Origin of the sequence: Thermococcus nautili (assembly GCF_000585495.1) — an archaeon.
In the GTDB taxonomy this organism is placed as follows: domain Archaea; phylum Methanobacteriota_B; class Thermococci; order Thermococcales; family Thermococcaceae; genus Thermococcus; species Thermococcus nautili.
Map to the genome: position 1 here is coordinate 743749 of NZ_CP007264.1, position 13669 is coordinate 757417.

Sequence of the window (13669 nt, forward strand, 5' to 3'; positions counted from 1 at the left end):
ACTTTTGGTATGTTGCTTGAATAGCAGGGGGTGAAGGCATGGGACTGCTGAGAAAATACCTCGACTATCCTGTTCTGTGGAAGATACTCTACGGTTTGATTTTGGGTGCGATTTTTGGACTTGTAGCGGGCCACTTCGGCTGGATGGACTTCGTGGCAACGTACATCAAGCCCTTCGGTGACCTGTTCGTTAGACTGCTGAAGATGCTCGTGATGCCGATTATACTTGCATCGCTCGTCGTCGGTGCGGCGAGCATAAGCCCCGCCCGCCTCAGTCGCGTCGGTGTCAAGATAATACTCTATTACCTCGCTACGTCCGCTATGGCGGTGTTCTTCGGCCTCATAGTCGGCAGGCTCTTCAACGTTGGCGCCAACGTCAACCTCGGCTCAGGAACGGGCAAGGCGATTGAAGCTAAAAGCCCCTCCCTCGTTCAGACGCTCCTCAACATAGTGCCCACCAACCCCTTCGCCTCACTGACCAACGGGGCGGTCCTGCAGGTCATCTTCTTCGCCATAATCCTGGGAATCGCCATCACTTACCTCATGAACAGGCAGGAGGAGCGCGTTAGAAAGTCAGCCGAAACCCTTCTCAGGGTCTTCGACGGCCTGGCCGAGGCGATGTACCTCATCGTCGGCGGTGTCATGCAGTACGCGCCGATAGGCGTCTTCGCGCTGATAGCCTACGTCATGGCCAAGGAGGGCCTTAAAGTCGTCGGCCCGCTCACCAAGGTCGTTCTTGCCGTTTACCTCGGTCTCTTCCTGCAGATTGTCATAACCTACTTTATCCTGCTCAAGGTCTTCGGCATTGACCCGCTCAAGTTCATCAAGAAGGCCAAGGACGCAATGCTCACCGCTTTCGTCACGAGGAGCTCGAGCGGAACCCTGCCAGTGACCATGCGCGTCGCCGACGAGGAGATGGGCGTTGACAGGGGAATCTACTCCTTCACCCTGCCCCTCGGTGCCACGATAAACATGGACGGAACTGCCCTTTACCAGGGTGTCACGGTGCTCTTCGTTGCCAACGCCATCGGACACCCGCTCACGCTGAGCCAGCAGTTGATAGTTGTCCTCACAGCGGTGCTCGCTTCGATAGGAACCGCGGGCGTTCCGGGAGCTGGTGCCATAATGCTCGCCATGGTCCTCCAGAGCGTTGGCCTCGACCTAACCCCTGGAAGCCCCGTTGCCTTAGCCTACGCAATGATTCTTGGCATTGACGCGATACTCGACATGGGCAGGACGATGGTCAACGTTACCGGAGACCTCGCGGGAACTACGATAGTTGCCAAGACCGAGGGAGAGCTCGACGAGAGCAAGTGGCGCGACTGATTCTTCCTTCCTTTAATTTTGGGCAAACTTAATATACCCTCTCCCGTTTTTAAGGCCAGGACAACTGGAGGTAAAGTTACATGAGGAAGTTTGGATTTTTGGTGGTCGCTCTTCTGCTCGTCGGAATTATCGCGGGAGGAGTTTCAGCGTCCAACGACTACAAAGAGGTGCAGGAGAACGAGTACTGGGTTTCATGGGACGGAAGTGCCAACGTAACTCTGAAGACGATATTTTACAGTCCCGAAGAGATGCTGAACCAGACCAAGGAGAGCATACTCAAAATGGGGCTCAAAAACGCGACGCAGTTGTTCATCAGCCAGGAACAGCAGGCCCTCTCACAGCTCGGTCTAAGCCTAGAAAACGCAACCGCTGAAATCCTCGGCTACAACACAACCGGGCCCCTCGTGACCGTGATAAACGGCACCATACCCAACTTCGCGCGCTACTACTCCTACGATAACGCCTGGGAGATTTCACTAGATGCTTTACGCATAGTTGACCTTTCAAGGATTGACCCGACTGCAGTTAACGGCTCGATGTACCTCGAGAACTACTTCACCGTGCACCTTCCCCCGGGAGCCAAGATTGAAAACGTAACCAAGGGCTTCAAAGTTGAGTCCAACGGCAGTTACATCCAGCTGGACGTCAACGTTACCGGGGACACAGTTAAGGCCCACTCGATTATCTACCTTAAGAAGGGCATTACAAAGGACGACCTGAAGGTTCTGTACGCCAAGCTCGAGCCGGTCATGATTAAGTACACGGGAAAAGCCGGTGTGGAGAACTACACCACCTGGGAGATGAGGATATACAACAACATAACCGTCGAAGGCGACAAAACAATCCTCGACACCGTTGAGGAGTACGTCAAGCCGGAGGCATACATTAACTATATAAAAGTCCAGTTCGCCTACCAGGGACTTCAGCAGGCAGAGCAGAGTCTTTACCAGAGATACGCCCAGATGTTCCAGAGTAAAGGCATAAAGGTCATCTCCGGCAACGTCTCAATACTCAACGTCAACTCAACGGGGCCGCTGGTTGTGAAATACCACTGGGTTCTTCAGGGGTTCGTGAGCAAGGTCAACGACACGTACATCTACGACTACGACCCGAAGCTTGAACTCGGAAACATGAGCTTTCCATACAGGCTCAACGCGGCCATCAATGAGACGAAGGTTACCAGGATTAAGCTCCCCGAAGGCTACGAGTTCGTTTCACTCCCCAAGAGCATAGAGGTCAAAACAACGGCAGGCAGTGTCGTGATGAAGGTAACCAAGCTCAACGACCGCGAGGTTCTCATAGAGAGCAACGTGTACATTCGCTACGGCGTCCCGGCCGATGCTTACAAGGCTCTTATGGCCCAAGTTCCAGACAACGTCGAGTTCAAATACGTTGTCAAAGCCGAAGAAGGAAACGGCATCTGCGGACCGGCCCTTATAGTTGGCCTCGCCGTTCTGCCGCTCCTCCTCAGGAGGAGGCGCTGACCCTCTTTTCTTTCCCACACGAAAAAGCTTAAAAACGCATTCCCAAAGCATCAACAGGCATTGTGAGGGGAGGTGTGACCATGTCAAGGAACAAGCCGCTCGCCAAGAAGCTCAGGCTCGCGAAGGCTAACAAGCAGAACAGGCGCGTTCCCGTCTGGGTTATCGTTAAGACGAACAGAAAGGTTCTCACCCACCCGAAGAGGAGGCACTGGAGGAGAACCAAGCTCAAGGAGTGAGGTGATGTAGATGCCGATTGAACCCGGTCAGGAAGTCATATTCGTCGTTCCCATCAGGAAGATAAAGAAGCGCGTTCCGCGCTGGAAGAGGGCCCCGAGAGCGGCTCGCTTCGTCCGCGAGTGGATAGCGAGGCACGCCAAGGCCGAGGAGGTCAAGCTCGACCCGGCCGTCAACGAGAAGCTCTGGGAGCGCGGAGCGGAGAAGCCACCCAACAAGCTCCGCGTTAAGGTCGTGGTCGAGGTAGTTGACGGCAAGAGGGTTGCGAAGGTCTCCCTGGCCTGATTTTAACCACTTTTTAGAGGTGAAGAGATGCACATCGAGAGGCTCGATTTTGAAAACTCCCCATACCTCGGCGTTTACGGCTTCGCCACCGACAGGGTAGCGGTGATTAGAGAGGGCCTCGGCGAGAAGAAGCTAGAGGTCCTCAGGGAAGTTTTGAAGGTCCCGCTCATCGAGACGAGCGTCATGAAGTCGCGCATCGTCGGCATATTCGTTGCCGGCAACTCCAACGCCCTGATAGTCCCCTGGTACATCTGGGACGCCGAGCTCGACTTCATAAACGCCCGGCTCAGGGAGTACGGGATTGACATGGAGGTCGTCCCCTTCCAGAGCAGGCTCACCGCCTTCGGAAACTTGATTCTGGCCAATGACAAAGGCGCTCTGGTCAGCAAGGACTTCACGAGGGAGGAAGCGAGGAAGATTGAAGATATTCTCGGCGTTCCGGTTGAGAGGGGAGTCATAGCCGACTACACGGCGGTTGGAAGCGTCGGCGTCGTCACGAACAGGGGCGGTCTCGTGCACCCCGAGGCGACCGACGAGGAGCTTGAGTGGCTGAGCGACCTCTTCAAGGTCGATATATACGTCGGAACCGCCAACATGGGCGTTCCCTTCGTTGGCTCGTGCATGATAGCCAACTCACACGGCGTCGTCGTCGGACACCTGACGACGGGTCCGGAGATAGTGAAGATTGAAGAGGCTTTAGGCTTCCTCGGATAAAGCTTAAAAGTTCACCTTCAAAGGCCCGCTGAAGGAGGGATGGAAATGGAGGTCAAGGTCTACCGTGTTAAGGGAATCTTCCAGAGGGGTAAGCTCAAGCAGCCCTTCACCAAGGAGTACCGCGCTCTCAAGCCGGAGCACGTCGTCGAGCTCGTCTACTCCGAGATAGGGAGCAAGCACCGCGTCCCGAGAACCAAGATATGGATTGAGAGCATCGAGGAGATAAAGCCGGAAGAGGCGGAGAACCCGATAGTCAGGAGGCTCAGCCTCGAGCTCTGATTTCTCTTTTCCACCCCAGAACCCTCGACTGGTAGTGTCTCTTCGGAAAGATTTCGAGCGGGTCGATGCCATTCTCCCTGAGGAGATGCCTCAGCTCAACCTCGTAGTCAGCCTTCTCAAGCTCCTCGCTCTCCCGGATTTCGACGACGAAGAGCTTCTCGGTCAGCTCGCGTATCGTCTTGTAACCGAGGCCTAGGAGAGGCCTTATGTAGGCAACCCCAAACCTGTCCTCCAGCGACCTCGCTTTTGGCAGGTCGAGGAGCGGAACCCTGTCGTCTCTCCGCGTCCCATCGCTCACCCTTTCCACTTCGGGAAGGGACGCCAGAGCCTCCAGAGCCCTCTCGTGGATGAACTGTATCGCGTTGTTCGGGTGACCGTCGCTTATTGCCATCTCCCCGGCTTTTTCGAGGATTTCAACCGGAAGCTCCAGAACTCTATGCTTGAAGCCGAGCCTCTCAGCTGTTTCCCTCGCGTACCTCCAGTTGTCGAGCAGGCCGAAGGTGACCGTCACGAGCTCGACCTCGTAGCCGAGCTGGCTCAGAATCCACGCCGACAGACTTGAATCCTTTCCGCCGGAGTAGAGGTGGTGAACTTTCATCGTCATCACCTTTTCCCGGGCTTATTAGCGACCGCAGGGGTTATTAAGGGTTGAGGGTAATACCATATCGGTGAAGGTAATGCCAGTCGTCACGAAGAAATACCAGGTCACGATACCCAAGGAGGTTAGGGAGGCGCTTGGAATAAAGGCCGGAGACGAGGTGGTTTTCGTTAGAGAGGGGAATCGTTACGTTTTGATGAAGCTTACCGACCTCCTCAAGGAGCTTAGCGAGATAACAAGCGACATAGACGAGACAGTTGAAGAAGTTAGACAGGGACTGGCGAGGGGTATAGAACGCTCTCTGCGCGAGCTGGAGGGAGAGGAATGAACGTTGTACTCGATACCAACGTCTTCAACAACAGGACCTTTCTCGAATGGTTGAAGCACTCAGACCTTGAGCCAGTAACGAGTTCGGTGGTTTATATGGAACTGCTCTACAAATATGCCAGACGAAAGGGTCTCGCCGAAGCTAGGAGCAAGTTAATGGCCGTTTTCAACTCGCTGGCAATTGAGGTTATGGACTTTGATTGGGAATGTGCAGAGCTTGCGGTGGAATCTGCCCTCGGTCGCTGGGACTTCTCGAAGAACGCGAGGGATTACATGATAGGCTCATTGGCTCTGAAGCTCAACGCCCCGCTGGTTACCTACAACAAGAAGCACTTCAGCTGGCTTCCGGAGGTTCTAACGCCGGAGGAAGTCATGGAGAGGTTCGGCAAATAGCCTTAAAAGGCCAACCTTTTTAAGGCCCTTTCGGGCGAGAGGTTAAGAGGTGAGAGAGATGGAGAAACGCTTACCCGGTAAAGTGAGGAGGGCTCTGCGCGCGAGATACTACGACATCGAACCGCGAGCGTGGATTGGTAAGAAGGGTCTCGCCGAGAGCGTGATTGAGGAAATTGAGACACAGCTTGAGAAGGACGGTGTCCTTAAGGTTGAGATAAGGAAGGGAGCGCTCATCTCGACCGGAATGGACAGAAAGGCCATAGCGGAGAAGGTAGCCGAGCTCACCGACAGCGAGCTGATAGACGTCAGGGGCAAAAGGTTTATATTGTTCAAACCGAGGGAAGGCTGGGAAAGGTATTTAAGGCGCCTTGAAAGAAAGGCGTCGGCTGAGAGGCGGGAGAAGCCCGTCCGTAAAGTCAGGCTCGACATCGCTAACTTCAGGAAGAAGTTTAGGAAGGGGAGGGATTGAAAGATGGCGACTGTCTATGACGTTCCCGGTGACCTGCTCGTCGAGAGGGTCGCGCAGGCACTCAAAGAGGTTGAGGAGATAAAGCCCCCCGAGTGGGCGCCCTTCGTTAAGACCGGAAGGCACAAGGAGAGACTTCCAGAGCAGGACGACTGGTGGTACTACAGGGTTGCCAGCATACTCAGAAAGGTCTACATCGACGGCCCCGTCGGAATCGAGAGGCTCAGGACCTGGTACGGAGGCAGGAAGAACCGCGGACACGCCCCGGAGCACTTCTACAAGGCCGGGGGAAGCATAATCAGGAAGGCCCTCCAGCAGCTTGAGGCGGCCGGCTTCGTCCAGAAGGTTCCGGGAGAGGGAAGGGTCATAACCCCGAAGGGCCAGAGCTTCCTTGACAAGATTGCCACCGAGCTCAAGAAGGAGCTTGAGGAGCAGATTCCGGAGCTCAAGAAGTACTGAGCTCCCCTTTTCTCACATCCCACCCAATACCTTTTTAACTCCCGCTTCTGAGCCTGAACCGGAGGTGAGGGACATGGCCGAGGACATTGAGGAGATTAGGAAGCGCAAGCTCATGGAGCTTCAGAAGAGATACCTTGAACAGCAGAAGGCCCAGGAGGAGGCAATGAGGCAGGAGATGGAGCTCCAGGCCCAGCTCGATGCCATAATGAGGAAAATCCTGACGCCGGACGCGAGGGAGAGGCTAGGTCGCGTTAAGCTCGTTAGACCGGAACTCGCGAGACAGGTTGAGCTCGTCCTCGTTCAGCTCTACCAGGCCGGCCAGATAAGGGAACCGATAGACGACGCCAAGCTGAAGAGAATTTTAGCCCAGATTGACGAAAGGACGAGAAGGGAGTTCAGGATTAAGTGGTAGCGGACGGTGCATTAATGGACGCGCGGGAGATAGTGAAGATTCTCGACGAAAAGGGAGAGGTCAGTCTCGACACCTGGAAGGTCGTCTCCGTGAGGAAGAACGAGGACGGCACGGCGGACGTCCTCTACAAGAACCGGCACGTGGGTAGCGAGGAGAACCCCGTTTTCCTCTGGATTTACGCCAACATAGTCGAGGACGACTGGGACGTCCGGGTTTTGGAGAGGATAACCTTCCAGAAGGAAGACCTGCTCTGGCTGTTGAAGTTCGTCTTTCCGAAAGTTAAGGTTTATAAGGGGCTTGCAAAATAGCCCGCCGGCCGGGGGTGTTTGAGTGAGCGGGAAGAGAGTGTGTCCCGTCTGTGGCTCTACCGAGTTCATCTACGACCCCAGCAGGGGTGAAATAGTCTGTAAGGTTTGCGGTTACGTCATCGAGGAGAACGTTGTCGATGAGGGGCCGGAGTGGAGAGCCTTTGACCCCAGCCAGAGGGAGAAGAGGGCGCGCGTTGGAGCGCCGGAGAGCATACTCCTCCACGATAAAGGTCTCTCGACCGACATAGGAATAGACCGCTCCCTCACCGGCCTGATGAGGGAGAAGATGTACCGCCTCAGGAAGTGGCAGAGCCGCTTAAGGGTCAGCGACGCGGCCGAGAGGAACTTAGCTTTCGCACTGAGCGAGCTCGACAGGATAGCGAGCCAGCTCAAGCTCCCGAGGCACGTGGAGGAAGAGGCGGCAAGGCTCTACAGGGAGGCAGTCAGAAAGGGCCTCATAAGGGGTCGCTCGATAGAGGCAGTCATAGCGGCCTGCGTTTATGCGGCCTGCCGACTTTTGAAGGTCCCCAGAACGCTCGACGAGATAGCGGACATCTCGCGCGTTGACAAGAAGGAAATAGGAAGGAGCTTCCGCTTCATAGCGAGGCACCTCAACCTAACCCCGAAGAAGCTCTTCGTCAAACCGACCGATTACGTGAACAAGTTCGCCGACGAGCTCGGCCTGAGCGAGAAGGTGCGGAGGAGGGCAATCCAGATACTTGAGGAGGCCTACGAGAAGGGCCTCACGAGCGGAAAGAGCCCGGCCGGTCTGGTCGCGGCGGCGCTCTACATAGCGGGACTGCTCGAGGGAGAGAAAAGAACGCAGAGGGAAGTGGCCGAGGTCGCGCGCGTCACCGAGGTCACCGTTCGGAACCGCTACAAGGAGCTCGTTGACAAGCTGAACCTCAAGATACCGCTTTAGCGGAACCAGCTCTCGAGCGTTCTCTGTTTTCCTGCCTTTACGGCTTTCTTCAGTCTTTCAAGGCCGTTCTTAACGCGCTCCTCGCTGAAGTCGTGCTCGTCGCAGAGGAACCTGAGGATTCCTTCCTCGTCAGGCTCGCGCCACTTGAGCTCGTAATCGTCCGTGACAGGGGGATTCAGGAAGAACTCCTTTATCGCGTACAAATCAACGTCGCTCTCCTTCTGGTACTTCTTCAGGGGGTCCTTCGAGCGCTTGACTATCGTTAAAGCCTTCTTGGGCCCGATTCCCTTGATTCCGCCCGGGTTGTAGTCCGTTCCAACGAGAATTGCCAGCTCGATGAGCTTCTCCCTGTCTATGCCCAGCTCTTTTAGAACCTCTTCGAGAATTATGAGCTCGGGCTTAACCTCAACGTAGACGTTCTTGCCGGGGAGCTTCCTCCTTCCCGTTATCGTGAGGTTCCTGACGAGCCTCGGCGCCCCGAAGAGAAGGCTGTCGTAGTCCTGGCTCGCGGAGGCGTAGACGTCTTTCTTGGAGGCCATGTAGGCAGCTTGGGCCTCTCCCTCGCTCGGGGCCTGAACCACCGGAACACCCATTAGCTCAAGGAGCTTCTTGGCGTCCTCTATGAGGGTCTGGTTGAGCCTCGTCGCCCTCATCGCGTACTTCTTGGCCTCCTCTATGTCCCCCCTCTCGAGGGCCTCGTGCCACTTCTCCTCGGCCTCCTCCCTGGCTTCACGCCTCTTCTCAAGCTCCCTTTTCTTGAACGCCGGGGGTTCGCCGTCGAAGACATAAGCTGGCTTTATGCCCGCCTCCATCAGGTTAATCGTCCTGTAGAAGAACCCGCTCAGGTGAGAGGTTATCCTGCCCTTCGAATCCATTAGGGGCGTCCCGTCGCGCTGTCTTATGGTCGAGAGGAACTGGTACATGGCGTTGAATGCATCTATGGCCACTTTCTTTCCGTAAAGCCTCTCCAGCTCGATTTCCTTCCGCGGAACGAGCTCGCCGATTTGGACTCCCACCTTCACCACCCAAGAAAAGTTGGGAAAGGAGTATTTAGGGTTTGCCTCGGTCTACCGGGTTGTCATCACATCTCAGGGAGGGGAAGGCTCCTCATCGGCGGTAGAGACCCTTCTCGATGAGGAACTCCTCGTGCTTCGTCCTCCTCTGCCTCTCCTGCACGTAAATCCAGCCCATCACGAAAATCAGCGCCGCCATGCCGAGGAGCGTCTGCCAGCCGAGCTGGTTGTAGTCAAGGGTGATTATAATCTTTCGCACCATCGCCAGAACGCCGAGCTCAACGACGTTCCTCATGCTGACGTGGTGCTCCTTGACGTACATGGTGAGCAGTTCAAAGATTTCAAGGAAGATTACAACGAGAACTATCTGGTGCAGTACCTCCTCGATGTTGAAGGCGTGAAAAGTTTCCGTGACTAGCTGGAACATCAGGTACACAACGTAGCCCATAGTTACGGTTGCAAGACCTATGACAACTATGTCAAAGAGCACGCTGAGCCACTTCAGGAGGAGGTTCTCAATGATGCCAACGTCATGGTGCTTCCTTCCCATTTACACACCCAACCAATCCTGGGCCCATTCGCTAAAAACTTTTCGGCAAACCTAAGGGTTCTTTGAAAGCCTAAGAAATCCTCGCTGAGAATTTTGAAACATCAGTTGGGAACTTCAGGTGTTTTAACGTCCGTCGAGTCCGATATCGGCAAAAAGAGAAGGGAAAGGTTTTAACTGCCTTTTACAGACGTAAAAGCGTGAATGTCATCCGAGGTGATAAAAATGGTTGACCCGAACATCGAAGCCCTTTTCAGGCCGAAGAGCATCGCCGTGATAGGCGCCTCCGAGAAGCCGGGCAAGATAGGGTACGCGATTATGAAGAACCTCGTGGAGTACGGCTACGAGGGCAAAATATACCCCGTCAACATCAAGGGCGTTGAGATTAAGATTGGCAACCGCGTTTTCAAGTCCTACAAGAGCATTCTTGAGGTTCCCGACGAGGTCGACATGGCCGTTATAGTCGTTCCCGCCAAGTTCGTCCCGCAGGTCGTCGAGGACTGCGGAAAGAAGGGCGTCAAGGTTCTCCCGATTATAAGTTCCGGTTTCGGCGAGCTCGGAGAGGAGGGTAAGAAGATTGAGCAGCAGCTCGTTGAGACCGCCAGAAAGTACGGCATGAGAATCCTCGGTCCGAACATCTTCGGTGTCGTTTACACTCCAGATAAGCTCAACGCGACCTTTGGTCCGACCGACGTCCTTCCGGGCCCGCTCGCGCTCATCAGCCAGAGCGGAGCGCTTGGAATAGCCCTAATGGGCTGGACGATTCTTGAGAAGGTCGGCCTCTCAGCGGTCGTCAGCGTTGGAAACAAGAGCGACATAGACGACGCCGACCTGCTCGAGTTCTTCAAGGAGGACGAGAACACCAAGGCCATACTCATCTACATGGAGGGCGTCAAGGACGGAAGGAAGTTCATGGAGACCGCGAAGGAGGTCAGCAAGGTCAAGCCGATAGTCATCATCAAGGCCGGAAGGAGCGAGCGCGGTGCCAAGGCGGCAGCTTCCCACACCGGCTCACTCGCGGGAAGCGACAAGGTTTACGATGCCGCATTCAAGCAGGCAGGCGTCATAAGGGCCTACACCATCGGTGAGGCCTTCGACTACGCGAGAACCCTCAGCAACCTCCCCGAGCCCGAGGGAGAGAACCTCGTCATAATCACCAACGGCGGTGGAATAGGAGTCATGGCCACCGACGCCGCTGAAGAAGCCGGTCTTCACCTCTACGACAACATTGAGGAGCTCAAGGTCTTCGCCAACCACATGCCGCCCTTCGGTTCCTACAAGAACCCAGTTGACCTGACCGGTATGGCAGGTGCCGAGAGCTACGAGGGAGCCATTAGAGACGCCCTCGCACACCCGGAGATGCACAGCATAGCCGTCCTGTACTGCCAGACCGCCGTTCTCGACCCGAGGGATTTGGCAGACATAGTCATCCGCGAGTACAACGCCAGCGGAAGGAAGAAGCCCCTCGTCGTTGCCATCGTCGGCGGAATCGAGGCCAAGGAAGCAATTGACAGGCTCAACGAGGAGGGAATACCAGCCTATCCGGAGCCCGAGCGCGCTATCAAGGCCCTCGCGGCGCTCTACCGCTGGAGCAGGTGGAAGGCCAAGCAGAAGTGAATTTCGCTTCTTCTCCAAAATCTTTTTATACTTCCAACGCGTAATTCAGTGAGGGTCGTGATGAAGCGCTGGCTGAAACTTTTTGGAATCGTTCTCTTCACAATCGGTTTCGTCCTTGCCGCGACTTACGACCGGCCGAACTGCTCGGGAATTGCCTGTCCTTTCACGTTTCCCGCCCTTGAGTTAAAGGCTAACTCAGGGAATGTTTTCGTGTGGCCTCCAAATGCCACACCTCCAAACGTCACCTACGATGCCAACGGGGGCTATTTCGTCTTCCTGAGCGATTACTTCGTCCCCCTGCGGGAGTTCTACCTGAAAGTTTCAGGCAGGGTCGGATTCAACGTCAGCGGGACGCTAACGATTTTTCCGGGGAGGGACTTCAGGGAGCTTGAGGCAACCTACATCAACGGCACCCTCCACGTGGGGGACACTCTCTACGGAAGGCGCATTCGGGGAATACTCGTAGAAAACGGGACGAGGATAAGGGCCATGGCCGTTTACGACGACCCTGCGAGCTACTTTGAGTTCAAGAACTGCACCAAGCACCACCGAGAGATTGTTGAGGCCTGCCGCGCCAGTGGCTCCCCGGAGTACCAGCTTCCCCTCGGCGTCGGGCTCATGGTTCTTGGCTTTGGCCTGTTCTGGCTGGGGATGAAGCTTTAAGTTCCCACCCCAATTTTTCCACGGTGGCAGGCATGCTCATGGCACTCATAAGCGATATTCATTCGAACCTTGAAGCCCTCGAAGCCGTGTGGGACGAGATTAAGGATGCAGACGCCTTCCTCTGCATGGGCGACCTCGTTGGCTACGGGGCAAGCCCGAACGAGGTCGTTGAGTTCGTGCGGAAGCAAATGGGGAGGAGAACCTTTCCCTGCGTCAGAGGAAACCACGACAACGCCATAGCCTTCGGCGCGGACTGGAGCTTCAACCCATACGCGAGACAGGCCGTAAGGTGGCACCAGCGCGTCATGACCGTCGAGAACCTTGAGTTCCTCAGGCGACTTCCAGTAAGGCAACTCTTCACGGACGACACGGGCAGAAGCTACCTTCTCATCCACGGTTCGCCGAGGGCGCCCCTCGACGAGTACCTCTTCCCCTGGCTTCCCGAGAGCGAGTTTAGAGCGGTTCTGAGCTACGTCCGCCAGGACGACCTGCTTCTCGGCCACACCCACGTACCGATGCTGAAGGAAATCGGGGGAAGGAGAATAATAAACCCCGGCTCCGTCGGCCAGCCGAGGGACGGGGACTGGCGGGCGAGCTACGTGCTGATGGACACGGAAAGGGGAGAAGTGACCTTCCACCGGGTCGAATATGACGTCGAAGAGAGCGCGAGGAAGATAATAGAGGCAGGATTGCCAAGGTTTTTAGCGGACAGACTCTTTGAGGGCCTTTAGTCCTTTTTCTTCAGACCGCCCTCAAGGGTTCCCCTCGGTCTCGGGGAGGTTGCCTTCGGAAGGCGTTTGAGCTTGGAGCGGACTGCGAGCTTGTTGGTGTCTATTATTATGACCTCGCCTATGCTCTTCACTGCACTCACGGGGATGAGGAGAAGCCCCTCGTGGTCGGTAACGAACTCGCTCGTGTCGAGGTCCTCGTCGGGCTCGGCGACGATTACAAGGATTTCACCGGTCTCCTCGTCGAAACTGAGGTCGTAGACCCACCCGAGTCTTATTCCAGTGTCAGTTATGAGCTCAACATCCCTAAGCTTGGATGCCATTATCTTGACCATCTCCGCCACCTCTGGGATTAATCGTGTAACCCCTTGGGGATTAACGTATAAAACCTTTTTCCAAAGGAATCCAAAAACGGGAAGGGAATCAAGCCTTCTTGGCCTGCAACTCCTGCGCCTTCTTGGCGAGCTCCCCGAGCTGGGCCTCAAGCTTCTTCAGAGCTTCCTGGGTCTTCGCGATTGCCTCGTCGTACTCCTTTATGCGCTCCTCGAGGTACTCGATGGCGCTATCGAGGTTCTTCTCGACGGCGTAGCCGGCTCCAACGCTCACAATCGCGTTCTCCTTGTCGGTTATCTTACCCTTGAGGAAGGAACCGGCCCCAATCGGAACGAGGATTTCAACCTCTCCCTCGGTCTTCTTGAGCTCCTCCAGCGTCTCCTTGACGGCCTTAAACTCGTCCCTTCCGAGGGTGAGGAGCTCAAGGTTCTGGGCCAGCAACTGAGCCTGCGCCTGCAGGAGCTGATACTCGTAAGCGAGCTTCTCCATCTCCTTCTCAACCATCGCTACCACCGGAGAAACTACGGAGGGAGGCTTTTAAGGTTTGGGTTAAAAGAAAGGG

General features: G+C 55.6%; 21 protein-coding genes. 16 read left to right on the forward strand and 5 right to left on the reverse strand.

What is annotated here, in order from left to right:
• Positions 1–38 precede the first annotated feature (38 nt).
• The 6 genes from BD01_RS04035 (at position 39) to rpl18a (ending at position 4321) form a co-directional block, all read left to right on the forward strand.
• Positions 39–1325, forward strand: coding sequence for a dicarboxylate/amino acid:cation symporter (locus tag BD01_RS04035; RefSeq protein WP_042690345.1), 1287 nt, complete (start codon positions 39–41; stop codon positions 1323–1325).
• A gap of 80 nt (positions 1326–1405) precedes the next feature.
• Complete coding sequence (locus BD01_RS04040) at positions 1406–2809, forward strand: CGP-CTERM sorting domain-containing protein (protein ID WP_042690347.1); 1404 nt, start codon at positions 1406–1408, stop codon at positions 2807–2809.
• Positions 2810–2889: 80 nt separating this feature from the next.
• Complete coding sequence (locus tag BD01_RS04045) at positions 2890–3045, forward strand: 50S ribosomal protein L39e (RefSeq protein WP_042690350.1); 156 nt, start codon at positions 2890–2892, stop codon at positions 3043–3045.
• Between the two features lie 10 nt (positions 3046–3055).
• Positions 3056–3328: a 50S ribosomal protein L31e gene (locus tag BD01_RS04050; RefSeq protein ID WP_042690353.1), complete on the forward strand. Its 273-nt coding sequence runs from the start codon at positions 3056–3058 to the stop codon at positions 3326–3328.
• 27 nt (positions 3329–3355) lie between these two features.
• Positions 3356–4042, forward strand: a complete 687-nt coding sequence (locus BD01_RS04055; protein WP_042690355.1) for a translation initiation factor IF-6 — start codon at positions 3356–3358, stop codon at positions 4040–4042.
• A gap of 45 nt (positions 4043–4087) precedes the next feature.
• Positions 4088–4321, forward strand: coding sequence for a 50S ribosomal protein L18Ae (gene rpl18a, locus BD01_RS04060; protein WP_042690358.1), 234 nt, complete (start codon positions 4088–4090; stop codon positions 4319–4321).
• On the opposite strand, the gene BD01_RS04065 is transcribed toward rpl18a, so the two are convergent.
• A complete protein-coding gene (locus BD01_RS04065) occupies positions 4305–4919 on the reverse strand; it encodes a DUF7411 family protein (RefSeq protein WP_042690361.1) in 615 nt (204 codons plus the stop codon). The two genes, rpl18a and BD01_RS04065, sit on opposite strands and share 17 nt — an antisense overlap.
• Positions 4920–4998: 79 nt before the next feature.
• Between BD01_RS04065 and BD01_RS11045 the strand changes: the two genes are divergently transcribed.
• From BD01_RS11045 to BD01_RS04100, 7 genes are all read left to right on the forward strand, one after another.
• A complete protein-coding gene (locus BD01_RS11045; RefSeq protein ID WP_014121793.1) occupies positions 4999–5247 on the forward strand; it encodes an AbrB/MazE/SpoVT family DNA-binding domain-containing protein in 249 nt (82 codons plus the stop codon).
• On the forward strand, positions 5244–5639 hold the full coding sequence (locus tag BD01_RS04075) for a type II toxin-antitoxin system VapC family toxin (protein ID WP_042690363.1): 396 nt from the start codon (positions 5244–5246) through the stop codon (positions 5637–5639). Before BD01_RS11045 ends, BD01_RS04075 begins: the two co-directional genes overlap by 4 nt.
• Before the next feature lie 58 nt (positions 5640–5697).
• Positions 5698–6108, forward strand: a complete 411-nt coding sequence (locus BD01_RS04080; RefSeq protein ID WP_014121791.1) for a YhbY family RNA-binding protein — start codon at positions 5698–5700, stop codon at positions 6106–6108.
• A gap of 3 nt (positions 6109–6111) precedes the next feature.
• Positions 6112–6564, forward strand: a complete 453-nt coding sequence (locus tag BD01_RS04085; RefSeq protein WP_042690366.1) for a 30S ribosomal protein S19e — start codon at positions 6112–6114, stop codon at positions 6562–6564.
• Between the two features lie 73 nt (positions 6565–6637).
• A complete protein-coding gene (locus tag BD01_RS04090) occupies positions 6638–6976 on the forward strand; it encodes a DNA-binding protein (RefSeq protein ID WP_042690369.1) in 339 nt (112 codons plus the stop codon).
• A 14-nt stretch (positions 6977–6990) separates the two neighbouring features.
• Positions 6991–7284 carry a hypothetical protein gene (locus BD01_RS04095; RefSeq protein WP_042690371.1) on the forward strand — a complete coding sequence of 98 codons (294 nt, stop codon included), beginning with the start codon at positions 6991–6993 and terminating at the stop codon, positions 7282–7284.
• Between the two features lie 22 nt (positions 7285–7306).
• Entirely contained in the window at positions 7307–8206 is a 900-nt protein-coding gene (locus BD01_RS04100; protein ID WP_042690374.1) for a transcription initiation factor IIB, read from the forward strand.
• Here the strand turns inward: BD01_RS04100 and fen are convergent.
• A complete protein-coding gene (fen, locus tag BD01_RS04105) occupies positions 8203–9222 on the reverse strand; it encodes a flap endonuclease-1 (protein WP_042690376.1) in 1020 nt (339 codons plus the stop codon). The genes BD01_RS04100 and fen overlap by 4 nt on opposite strands.
• A 91-nt stretch (positions 9223–9313) precedes the next feature.
• Complete coding sequence (locus BD01_RS04110; RefSeq protein ID WP_042690379.1) at positions 9314–9769, reverse strand: phosphate-starvation-inducible PsiE family protein; 456 nt, start codon at positions 9767–9769, stop codon at positions 9314–9316.
• 222 nt (positions 9770–9991) lie between these two features.
• Between BD01_RS04110 and acs the strand changes: the two genes are divergently transcribed.
• From acs to BD01_RS04125, 3 genes are read left to right on the forward strand one after another with little or no spacing between them, the layout of a single operon-like run.
• A complete protein-coding gene (acs, locus tag BD01_RS04115) occupies positions 9992–11383 on the forward strand; it encodes an acetate--CoA ligase alpha subunit (RefSeq protein ID WP_042690382.1) in 1392 nt (463 codons plus the stop codon).
• 60 nt (positions 11384–11443) lie between these two features.
• Entirely contained in the window at positions 11444–12046 is a 603-nt protein-coding gene (locus tag BD01_RS04120) for a hypothetical protein (RefSeq protein WP_042690385.1), read from the forward strand.
• Positions 12047–12078: 32 nt separating this feature from the next.
• Entirely contained in the window at positions 12079–12777 is a 699-nt protein-coding gene (locus BD01_RS04125; RefSeq protein ID WP_042690387.1) for a metallophosphoesterase family protein, read from the forward strand.
• Here the strand turns inward: BD01_RS04125 and BD01_RS04130 are convergent.
• Together BD01_RS04130 and pfdA are read right to left on the reverse strand one after the other, a co-directional pair.
• On the reverse strand, positions 12774–13109 hold the full coding sequence (locus BD01_RS04130; RefSeq protein WP_042690390.1) for a PRC-barrel domain-containing protein: 336 nt from the start codon (positions 13107–13109) through the stop codon (positions 12774–12776). The genes BD01_RS04125 and BD01_RS04130 overlap by 4 nt on opposite strands.
• Before the next feature lie 88 nt (positions 13110–13197).
• Positions 13198–13611: a prefoldin subunit alpha gene (pfdA, locus tag BD01_RS04135; RefSeq protein ID WP_042690391.1), complete on the reverse strand. Its 414-nt coding sequence runs from the start codon at positions 13609–13611 to the stop codon at positions 13198–13200.
• Positions 13612–13669 lie beyond the last annotated feature (58 nt).